This window comes from Streptomyces sp. NPDC097981 (assembly GCF_040302565.1).
Lineage (GTDB): Bacteria > Actinomycetota > Actinomycetes > Streptomycetales > Streptomycetaceae > Streptomyces.
Genome location: NZ_JBEORW010000098.1, coordinates 1 through 10,249, shown reverse-complemented (window position 1 = coordinate 10,249; position 10,249 = coordinate 1). Strand labels below are relative to the sequence as shown.

Below are 10,249 nucleotides of genomic sequence, written 5' to 3'. Positions count from 1 at the left end.
GCAGCCGGATCCCGCAGGAACGCCTCCAGCATCGACGGCACGAAGTGCACCGTCGACACACCCTCCTCACACACCAGCGAAGCCACATACCCCGGGTCACGATGACCACCAGGACGCGCCACGACCAGCGACGCACCCTCCAGCAACGGCCAGAAGAACTCCCACACCGACACGTCAAACCCGAACGGCGTCTTCTGCAACACCCGCTCACCAGACACCAGCCCATACCGGGACTGCATCCACCCAAGCCGGTTCACGATGCCCGCATGGGACACCACAACACCCTTCGGACGACCCGTCGAACCCGACGTGAACAGCACATACGCCGGATGCCCAGGCAGCACCTCACCCCGCTCCGCGCCCGAGAACACACCACCCGAAACCCCCGCCAGCGCCGCAACCGTCGCCTGGTCATCCAGCACCACCACAGCCGTGCCCTCAGGCAGCACACCCGCCAGCACACCCGAGGTCACCACACACGCCGCACCCGAGTCCGCCAGCATGAACCCCACACGCTCCGACGGCAGATCAGGGTCGACCGGCACATACGCGCCACCCGCCTTCACCACCGCCAGGAGAGACACAACCAGGTCGACACCACGCTCCAGGCACACCCCGACCACGGACTCCGCACCCACACCACGGCCGATCAGCACCCGCGCCAGACGGTTCGCACGCTCATCCAACTCCGCATACGACACCTCCACACCCTCAAACACCACAGCGACCGCATGCGGAGACCGCGCCACCTGAGCCTCGAACAACCCACCCAGCGACCCCACCGGCAACTCAACCGCCGTGTCATTCCACCCCGACACCAGCTCATGCCGCTCAGCCTCATCGAGGAGGTCGGCCCGGCCTACGAGTTCCTCGGGCGACGCCGTGCCGAGCCAATTCACCACGTGCAGGAAGCGTCGAAGTACATCGGAGACCGATGCCGGGTCGTGGACGTCCGGGTTCGCATCGACGTTGATCTGCAGGCCGGACCGGTCGTAGACGTCGATCCGGACGCCGTCGACGGGGCCGGTGGAGAGGTTGCGCGCGGTGGCGGGGGCATCGCCGAACTGGAGGTCGTAGTCGAACGACATGACGTTGATGTGCAGCCCGCACAGGACGCGGTCGACCATCTTCAGGTCGCGGAGGATTTCCTCGTGGCGGTACCGCTGGTGGCGCAGGCCCTCGCGGACCGCGCGAGAGGTCTGGCGGACGGCGTCCGCGACCGTGGTCCGCGGGTCGATCGTCAGGCGGAGCGGGATGATGTTGGAGGTCATGCCGGGGATTCCGGCTTCCCGGTGTCCCGCCCGGCCGCGCACGGGCACGCCGATCACGACCTCCCGCGCGCCGGTGACGCGGTGTTCGTACAGGGCCGCGGCGGTGATCAGCAGCCCGGTCATGTTGGTCTTCAGGCGCCGCGCGGCCGTCTTGAGGGCGGCGGCTCCCTGGGTGCCGATGCCGTCGGTGTACCGGGTCGGGGCGATCTTGGCCCGGCGGGCACGGCCGGCGTTGCCGGTGAGGGTCTCCTGCGACAGGTCCGAGAGGACGGCGTTCCAGTACTGGCGGTCCTGTTCGGTCTCGGAGGAGTTCCGGTAGGCGTGGTCGGCATCGAGCAGTACGGACACCGGCTCCAGGGCGCCGGCCTCAAGGGCGCGGCCTTCCAGGAGCGCGTTGTAGATCTCGGCGCCGCGGGTGGCGAGCACCATTCCGCCCAGACCGTCCATCACCAGGTGGTGGACGCGGGTGTACCAGAAGTAGAGATCGTCGCCGAGCTTGATGATCGCGTTGGTGGACAGCGGGGCGCCCACGAGGTCCACCGGGCGGCGCAGGTCGGCGCGCATCCAGTCCTCGGCGGCCGTGCGCGGGTCGGCGTCGGCGCTCACGTCGACGACGTCGACGGGGTAGTCCCGCTCGTCGTGCACGTACTGCCAGGGCGTTCCGTCGACCAGGCGGACGCGCAGGCGCAGGCTCTCGGCCTCGCGCAGCCTGCGCCGCGCGGCCTCCACCAGCAGTTCGGGATCGGCCGCGCCCCTGATCTCCAAGTATTCGGCGATGCTGAATCCCCGATTGTCCGGCGCGAGCTGCTGTGCGTACCAGACCGCGAGCTGTCCGGCCATCAGTTCCCGGAGTTCGCCCTCAGACGCAGCCATCCCCGCACACTCCAATCGGTTCGAGTCATCGACTGGAACAGCAGGGCCCGCCGCCTTCAGGGCATGCCGCATTACCGCCCAGCTCTCTGGATCAAAGCTGTGACCTGGTGGTTCACGCTTCTTGGGCGATCTGGGCCGATACGGCCGGCAGATCACATGTCTCCCGAGCGGCGATCGTCGCCGTGCTCAGGGCAGTTCTCATCGCAGCGGATACCCGGGACCGGCCACTGCCGATCCCGGGTCCGCCGTGCTACCGCTAACTGCTTCGCTACAGGTACCAACGGTTGCGCCATCGGTACTAGTCGTGTTACGGGTACTACTTGGCCTGCATGGCGTCGATCAGGCTCTTGGGGCGCATGTCGGTCCAGTTCTGCTCGATGTGATCGAGGCACTCCTGGCGTCCGGCCTCCCCGAAAACCTTGTTCCAGCCTTCCGGTACGTCGACGAACACAGGCCAGAGCGAGTGCTGACCCTCATCGTTAACCAGGACCAGGTAGTTGGCATCGGGGTCGTCGAACGGATTCGTCATCACGTTGTCCTCTCTGGGCAATGACATTGACGCATTTTCAGTGGCTCTCACCAGCGCAATTTCCTTCGGACGGTGCGCACATGGCGACATAAGGCCGAATCGGTTGGCTGCGGTGGTGATTCACTATGACCCAGGCCGGCGCAGTTGCTCAATGCTCCGGGCCCCGGTTCCGGAGGGACCGCCGGGAAGCCTCCGACCTGCGGCTCCTTCCCCATGAGCGGGAGACTCGGCACGGCGGGGCACACAGTTCAACTGCGCTGTCGCCGCAGTTGGACACCCGCTCCGGGGTGGCCGTCGGGTCCCGCCCGGTGTAGCAACGTCGCGCTTATCGCACGATGTTGACGCCTTGGCAAGGCGTGTGCCCCCGTGAAACCCTCCTAGTGGAATGCCCATCCGCTCCGCCCTTGAGAAGCACGAACGGGCTTGAAGCCGCATACCTCCATCGACTCTGATGCGTCGTATACCTATCGCATTCCTGCTCTTGTAATCCAGAAGACTTGTGAGGCATCCGCATGCGCAGTGAGACGGCCGATCAGCCGCCGGAGATCAATCTGGTGGATCCCACGCTCTATTCGGATGGCGACCCGTTCGTGCAGTGGCGATGGCTCCGCGCCAACGAACCCATGTACTGGCACCCACCCACGGATCTGCCGGGATTCTGGGCGCTCACCAGGTACGACGACATCCGCGCGGCGTACCGCGACTCGGAGACCTTCAGCTCGGCCCAGGGAATCCTCCTGCGGCCGGCGGACCACGGGGCCGACCCGGGCGGCGGTCGCACGCTGGCCCTCACCGACGCGCCCCGGCACGGGCAGCTCCGCGGACTGGTCGACAAGTGGTTCGCGGTCCGGTCGGTGCGCGCCATCGAGGCGGAGATGCAGGACGTCGCGCGCGGCGTGATCGACGAGGCCCTGGAGCGGGGCAGCTGCGATTTTGTGGCGGACATCGCCGCGCGCGTGCCCCTGTACGTGATCTGCAAGATGATGGGCGTTCCGCAGTCCGACTGGGACCGCCTCTACACGCTGACGAGCCAGGCGTTCGGCGCCGGGGACGCGGCCACCCGCAGGTACGCCCACCTCGACATCCTCGGATACTTCGAGGAACTCCAGGAGGAGAAGGCGGACGATCCGGCCGACGACCTGGTGAGCGTGCTGGCGACGGCGAGCGTGGACGGGAAGCCGCTGAGCGCCGAGGACATCATCCTCAACTGCAACAACCTGCTCGTCGGGGGCACCGAGAACACACGGATCGCCGCGGCCGGCGGCATGTTCGCCCTCCTGGAGCACCCCGAGCAGTGGCAGCGCCTCTCCGAGGACCAGTCGCTCCTGCCGGCGGCCGTCGAGGAGATCCTGCGCTGGACCTCCACCGCCACGCACATCATGCGCACCGCGGTGCGCCCGGCGGAGATCCACGGCCGCCGCGTGGAGGTCGGCGACCGGGTGACCTTCTGGCTGCCCTCGGCCAACCGCGACGAGACGATCTTCGATGACCCCGACCGGTTCGACATCACCCGCCAGCCGAACCGTCACCTGTCGCTGGGATACGGCGAGCATTTCTGCCTCGGCAGTATGCTGGCGCGGGTTGAACTGAGGCTTCTGTACAGGGAGTTGCTGTCCCGCTCGATCGGTGTCGAACTCGACGGGCAGCCGAAGCTGCTGGACTCGATCGTCGTCAACGGACCGGAGCTCATGCCGGTGAAACTGATCGCTCCGTAGCCGCTGGATACGCGACCGCCCCGGCTCCCCGTGGGGAGCCGGGGCGGTCGTGCCCAACGCCGGGATCAGCGGACACCGGGACCGGTGTCACCTGGCTCCGGCGCGGTCCTTGTCCTGGCGCATGGTCTCGAACTGCTTCTCCCAGGCGGAGTGCTTGTCCTTGGCGTCCCGGACGAACGGCGTACTGGCGATGTACTTGAGCGCCAGCCGGTTGAGGATCGCGTACGGGAACTTCAGCGGGCGGACGATGTCCATGAACAGGACCACCCGGTCCTTGTCGGTCTCGTTCCAGGCTTCGTGCGGGAAGGTGTCGTCGAACACCATGCTCCGGCCCTCCTCCCAGTGGGCCGTCTCACCCCCCACGCGAATGCCGCAGGCGTCCTGCGGGTCGGGGATCTTCAGCGCCAGGTGGTAGCGCAGTACGCCCTTGTAGGGGCCACGGTGCTCGTGCAGCCGCTTGCCCGGGCCGAGGATCGAGAAGAAGGCCGTGGACAGGCCGTCGACGTTCTTCAGCAGCTCGATCGTGCGCGGGCAGCGCTCGCGATTGGTCTCGAAGTCGATGCCGTACCCGGCGAAGAAGTACGTCTTCCACTGGTCGTCCTGGGTCAGGCTGCGCTGTGCGAGGGAGATGTCCTGGAAGTTGGGCAGCTCGTCCCGGTGCACCAGCAGCTCGTCCAGCTCCCGGCGGATGTCGCGCCAGTTCTCCTCCAGGACCTTGGCCCACGGGAAGGTGTCGTCGGGGAAGAACGGCTTGTCGCCGACGGGCGACGTCGCCGCCATGCGCCGCTCCAGCCAGGTGATCGATTTCCAGATGCGCCTCGTCGCGAACTGGCCGACGCGGACCCGCACGTTGGGCACGGTACCTCCATGATTCAATCGTGGTCCCGACGGCGGGGTTCGCTGGAACTCCCGCCCGCCGCCGGGCTGCGGTGGGACTGCGTGGGGACGTCGAACGCGGCGGTCGGCCGACCGGCCGGGGCTACCCGCCGGAAGGCTTCGCGCCCGAGCCGGCCGAGTCACCCGATCCGGTGGAGCCGGCCGACGCCGCGGAGAAGCGGCCGACCTTCTCGATCACATCGGGGCTGTAGAGGCGCACTGACTGCTGGAGCGCGAACTCGGCCATGTACGCGCGGAAGGCGTCGGGCGATTCCTCGGCGAGGTTGAGCATCCGCCGGTTGGCGAGCACCGAGGAACCCTGAAGGCGTTCGACGGCGCTTTCGACGGCGGCGTCCAGACCGCTCTGGTCATGGACCTCGTCGACGAGCAGCCGGGCGTCCGGTTCGCTCGCGAAGATCCGCCGGCCCTCCAGGATGATCTGCCGGGACGCCCGGGGCCCCACGGACCGGGTCAGCCGGTAGTTGGAAGCGCCTGGAATGATCCCTTCCTGGGCGGCAGGAAGGCTGAGATAGGCGTCTGCGGCCGCGATCACGTGGTCGAAGGCGAGCAGCAGCTGGCAGCCGCCGCCGATCGCGAAGGTGTCCACCACAGCGACCCACGGCTTCTCCACGGTGCGGGACCGCCAGGCCGTGGTGTCGTCGTCCGTCAGGACGCCCCTCACCAGTTTGTGGATGTAGCCGAGCTCGCGGCGCAGCAGGAAATCAGTCAGGGAGATGCCGCCGCCATGCAGCGTCTTCAGGTTGATGCCGGCACTGAAGACACGCTTGCCCCGGTAGCGCGGGTGGGTCATCTCCCCGCCGCGCACCAGGCCGACCTCCACGGCAGGGTCTAGGAGGACGAGGTCGACGGCGGTCTCCATGTCGTCGACCTGCTGATTGTCCTCCGCGTTCAGCGAGTCCTCGCGGCACAGGGTCAGCCGGGCCACGGCGCCGGTGCGTTCCAGCCTGACTGAGGCCAGATCGACCCTGCCCGTTTCCCGGAACTCCGGGAGCAGGGCGAGGGCGCGCGGTGTCGGGCGCAGCATCGCGTCGAGCAGGTGCGGGCCCGCCGTCGACGAGCCCAGGACGTGCCGGAAGAAGATGCCCTGGTCGACTTCACGGCCCTCCTTGTGGGCCTGCGGCAGCGCACGCTCTGCGGTGAGCTGCTCGTCGGTCGGCACCAGCCCGGGGAAAGCCGCTGCCGCGGCCCGGGCCAGCTCGGCCACCCTTAGGCTACGGGTGCGGCCCTCCGTCAGCTCGTCGTAGACGGCATCCGTGTGCACGTCCATGAACGCGGAACGCAGCGCCCGGGTGGCGTTGAGCGCCGCCAGAGCGGTGGCGCGCTGCTCGGGGGAGCGGTGTTCCGCGGCGGGCAGCGCTTCCAGCAGGTCGTCGGTGCGTTTCGCCGCATGGGTGACCGCCGTACGGGCCCGGCCGAGATCCGCGCGCACGGTGCGCACATCCTCGTCCGGCCTGGACGTCGTGTCCGCGGCCGTCATGCCGCTGCCGCGGAGGCGGCCCGTCGCAGGGTGCGGTCGCAGGCCGCCAGGTGGACCCCGAGCGCCTCCTCGAAACCGGTGGTGGTGGCGTCGAGCATCAGCTGACGTCGGATCGCCAGTTCGCTGCCCTGGACGGCGCCCGTCCGTTCGGCGGTCCGCGTCAGGGAGTCGGCCACGTCTTCGGTCACCTCATCGACCAGGTGCATGCTGAGCGCGTCGGCGGCCTCGATGGGGGTGCCGAACAGCACTGCCCGGCGGATCGCCGCGGCGAACACCCCGTGGTTGGCGAGTCGGTACACCGCCATGCCCGGCCAGGTGGCGCCGTTGTCGACGGACACCGTCAGGCGTACCGAGCCGGTGGCGATGCGGTAGTCGGTCGCCAGCAGCGCGTCCAGCGCGATCCCGCCGCAGTCGCCTTCGGCGATCGCGATGGTGGGGCGGGGCAGGCGCTCGAGGCGCCGCAGCGCCCGTTCCCACTTGCTGACCAGCGACACCGTGAGCTCCTCGGTCCACGGCTCGGTCGGGGCGCCGGAGACCTGGACGATCAACGGAGCCTGGTCGGCGCGGTCCTCGGCTCTATCGCAGACGGCGGTCACGGCCGCGACCGCTTCGGCTGACAGGGGCTTGCTTCCGTCGATCTGGAGGACCAGGCCCTCCGCCGCGAGCTGCGCTTCGATCCCGAGGGGAGAGTTCATGACATCCTTCATCTGCTCGTTGCTCACCATTGCACCAGCGCTGTCTCGATGGTCGACCCAGGGCCCATGGTCATCAGGACGCCGTAGTCGCCGGCCTTGGTGGCCGCTTCCTGAAGCAGTCGTTCATAGGAGAACAGAAACGATCCGCTCGACAGGTTCCCGTAGTCGCGCAGCACCCCTGTGGTGTGGCGGACGTCGTGCCGGGTCAGGCCGAGGTTCACGCGGACCGCGTCGATGACCTTCTTACCGCCGGAGTGCACCAGCCACTGGCTGATGTCGCTGCGGCGCAGTCCGGCGTTGTTCAGCAGCCGGTCGACCACCTGTTCCGCGTGGGCGCCGACGACGTAGGGGACTTGCGGGTCCAGGTAGAAGCTGAACTTCCCCTGGTCGTCGTCCCAGTCGTAGCGCATCGCGTCGATGGCGTCGGTGATCAGGTGGCTGGCGAAGCCCAGGATCCGCGGTCCGCCGGGCGAGGCCGGTATGTCGGCCGCGACGTGGGCGGTGTCGGGGGAGTCGGCGATCAGTACGATCGCTGCGGCGCCGTCGCCGAACAGGCTGTTCACGACAGCGGTGCGCATGCTCCCGTCGATCACGTAGGCGGCCGAGCACGCTTCCGCGCAGAGCATGACGGCGACCTTGCCGGGGTTGGCCACGGCCCAGCTCGAAGTGGCGTTCAGCGCGTTCAGTCCGGCGTTGCAGCCCATGCCGACGACGTCCACCCGGCTGGTCTTCGCCGAGATGCCCATCTCGCGGATGAGGTGGGCGCTCAGGCCCGGGGTGAGGAAGCCGGTGGTGGTGGTGCAGCACAGGTAGTCGATGTCCTCGATGTCGAGGCCGACGTTCTCCAAGGCGGCGCGCACCGCCCGGACGCCCATGTCGAGGGCGACCTGCTTGTGCTTGGCGAGGAGTTCGCCCTGGGCCTCGGTGAGGAGGGTGCCGTCCTCGGCCCGCGGAGGCAGGGTGAGGAAACGGCGCTCGATCGCGCTGTTCAGGAACACCGACCGGACCCTGGGGTCCGTGATCGCGCAAATGTCGAGGAGTTCCCGCTGGCTGTAGGAGGTTTCGGAGACGGCGGTGGCGACGCTCGTGATCCGGGCCGCGCCGAGGGTCTTCCTTCGGTCGGACTCCGGTATGTCGAAGACGTCAACGCCGGGAGCGGTCAGGCTGATGGTCATCGGAATTTCCATCCCCACATACGAGGCTTGCTGCGGACAAGGGACTGTGGTGCCAACACGTCGATCGCTTTCCGTCGGACGGTGGGTGAGGGTTGGATGAGGGTTCGGCTCGCGGTGCGGCGCGCGGCTCAGCGCGCCCGCCGGGACTCCTCCCGGATGAAGCGCGCGAGCCGGGCGACTCCTTCGACGATTTCTTCGTTGCTCAGGTAGCTGACGGACAGGCGGAGACTGTGGTCGCCGCCGTCTCGGGGATAGAAATAGGACATGGGCGTCCAGATGACTCCGTACTCCTCCGCCGAACGCACCAGCGCGGCGTTGTCCGCACGGAACGGAACATCGACGGTCAGGAAGAACCCGCCGCTCGGTTCGTTCCAGCGCACGCCGGCGTCCTCCCTGTCGGAGGCAGCAAAGGCCGAGTCCAGCTCCTGGAGGATGGCCCGCATGGCGCTGCCGTAGTAGGCGGCTGTCTCGGTGTTGAGATCCGAGGTCCGCCCGTCGGCGGCGAGCAGCATGCCCGCGACCGCGGCCTGGCCCAGCGGGGAGGTGTTCACCGTGATCATGCTCTTGATCTTGGTGATCTCGTCGGCCAGCAGGCCGGTGTTCCCCTCCTGGTCCACGACGGGCTGGTCGGCGACGGCGAACCCGACCCGGGCGCCTGGGAAGAGAGTCTTGGAGTAGGAGCCCAGGTGGACGACCCGCTGCGCCCGGTCGAGGGACTTGAGGGTCGGCTCCTGGGGCCCGGGGCTCACGAGGCGGTAGGGGCTGTCCTCCAGGATGAGGATGTCCTCCCGGGCCGCTAGTGCCACCAGGGCGTGGCGCTCGTCGAGCGACATCGTGTTGCCGGAGGGATTGGCGTGGTCGGGGACCACGTAGAACGCGCGGGGCCGGCGGCCGCGTGCACGTTCCGCCGCGAGCACCGTTTCGAGGTCGGCGCAGTGGAAGCCGTCGGGGCGTTCCTGGACGGGAGCCGGTTCGAAGCCGAGCACGCGGGCGGCGCCGGTGATGCCGACGTAGCAGGGGCTGGAGACGAGGAGTACGTCCTCGGGCGCCGAGAGGACCGCACGCAGGGTGAGGAACATCGCCTCCTGGCAGCCCACCGTGACCACGATGGCCTCGGGTGCCACGTCGATGTTCTCGTCCTTGCGCAGCGAGTCGGCGATCAGCTCGCGGATCCGGCCGCTGGTCGGTCCGTACTGGAAGAGCGCGTCGCGGATCTCGGCGGCCGAAGCGCCGTTCCCCTCGAGGTGGCTCAGGTATCTGCGAATGTGCGAGAAGATCTGCTCGGTGTCGAAAAATCCGTCGTAGGGACGGCCCGGCGCAAACGAGACCGCCTCGGGATAGCGGTGGGTGATCCCATTGAGGAAATTCATGGTGTCGAGCACCGGGTCAGAGACGCTGGCGTGCAGCTCCTCCTTCTTCAGCCGGGTCGCGGCCATGGGAGTGCCTCCCGGGAGGTGGACGACCGGTCCGGTCGTCCACCTCAGTAGTGGGGAATGGGTGTGGTGAGGCGACTACGCGAGTCGACTACCAGCGCCATTCCTGCTGGCGGTAGAGGTGACCGGCCTTGATGTCCCGGTCCTTGCACCAGGTCATGAATTCTTCGATCTGCTTGATCTG

Annotated in this window: 8 protein-coding genes; 1 reads left to right on the top strand and 7 read right to left on the bottom strand. The window is 68.1% G+C overall.

Annotated elements, in window-relative coordinates; translation table 11 throughout:
• The coding region (locus ABTY04_RS39230; protein ID WP_352218217.1) for an AMP-binding protein at window positions 1–2,216 on the bottom strand (2,216 nt) is incomplete at its 3' end.
• A 244-nt stretch (window positions 2,217–2,460) separates the two neighbouring features.
• Window positions 2,461–2,673, bottom strand: coding sequence for an MbtH family protein (locus ABTY04_RS39225; RefSeq protein ID WP_352218218.1), 213 nt, complete (start codon window positions 2,671–2,673; stop codon window positions 2,461–2,463).
• Window positions 2,674–3,185: 512 nt separating this feature from the next.
• Between ABTY04_RS39225 and ABTY04_RS39220 the strand changes: the two genes are divergently transcribed.
• The gene (locus ABTY04_RS39220) at window positions 3,186–4,388 is read left to right on the top strand and encodes a cytochrome P450 (RefSeq protein ID WP_352218216.1); all 1,203 of its coding nucleotides are present in this window, start codon (window positions 3,186–3,188) and stop codon (window positions 4,386–4,388) included.
• An 87-nt stretch (window positions 4,389–4,475) separates the two neighbouring features.
• On the opposite strand, the gene ABTY04_RS39215 is transcribed toward ABTY04_RS39220, so the two are convergent.
• From ABTY04_RS39215 to ABTY04_RS39195, 5 genes are all read right to left on the bottom strand, one after another.
• Window positions 4,476–5,246: an aspartyl/asparaginyl beta-hydroxylase domain-containing protein gene (locus tag ABTY04_RS39215; protein WP_352218215.1), complete on the bottom strand. Its 771-nt coding sequence runs from the start codon at window positions 5,244–5,246 to the stop codon at window positions 4,476–4,478.
• Between the two features lie 121 nt (window positions 5,247–5,367).
• Entirely contained in the window at window positions 5,368–6,714 is a 1,347-nt protein-coding gene (dpgC, locus tag ABTY04_RS39210; protein ID WP_352218214.1) for a (3,5-dihydroxyphenyl)acetyl-CoA 1,2-dioxygenase DpgC, read from the bottom strand.
• A gap of 44 nt (window positions 6,715–6,758) precedes the next feature.
• On the bottom strand, window positions 6,759–7,457 hold the full coding sequence (gene dpgB / locus ABTY04_RS39205) for an enoyl-CoA-hydratase DpgB (protein ID WP_352218213.1): 699 nt from the start codon (window positions 7,455–7,457) through the stop codon (window positions 6,759–6,761).
• A 23-nt stretch (window positions 7,458–7,480) separates the two neighbouring features.
• On the bottom strand, window positions 7,481–8,632 hold the full coding sequence (dpgA, locus tag ABTY04_RS39200; RefSeq protein WP_352218212.1) for a 3,5-dihydroxyphenylacetyl-CoA synthase DpgA: 1,152 nt from the start codon (window positions 8,630–8,632) through the stop codon (window positions 7,481–7,483).
• Between the two features lie 128 nt (window positions 8,633–8,760).
• The gene (locus ABTY04_RS39195; protein WP_352218211.1) at window positions 8,761–10,068 is read right to left on the bottom strand and encodes an aminotransferase-like domain-containing protein; all 1,308 of its coding nucleotides are present in this window, start codon (window positions 10,066–10,068) and stop codon (window positions 8,761–8,763) included.
• Window positions 10,069–10,249 lie beyond the last annotated feature (181 nt).

What these genes read in the sequence shown, in the direction of transcription:
- ABTY04_RS39225 (WP_352218218.1), bottom strand. Translation starts at nt 2,673, where the DNA reads ATGACGAATCCGTTCGACGACCCCGATGCCAACTACCTGGTCCTGGTT.
- ABTY04_RS39220 (WP_352218216.1), top strand. Translation starts at nt 3,186, where the DNA reads ATGCGCAGTGAGACGGCCGATCAGCCGCCGGAGATCAATCTGGTGGAT.
- dpgB (WP_352218213.1), bottom strand. Translation starts at nt 7,457, where the DNA reads ATGAACTCTCCCCTCGGGATCGAAGCGCAGCTCGCGGCGGAGGGCCTG.
- dpgA (WP_352218212.1), bottom strand. Translation starts at nt 8,632, where the DNA reads ATGACCATCAGCCTGACCGCTCCCGGCGTTGACGTCTTCGACATACCG.
- ABTY04_RS39195 (WP_352218211.1), bottom strand. Translation starts at nt 10,068, where the DNA reads ATGGCCGCGACCCGGCTGAAGAAGGAGGAGCTGCACGCCAGCGTCTCT.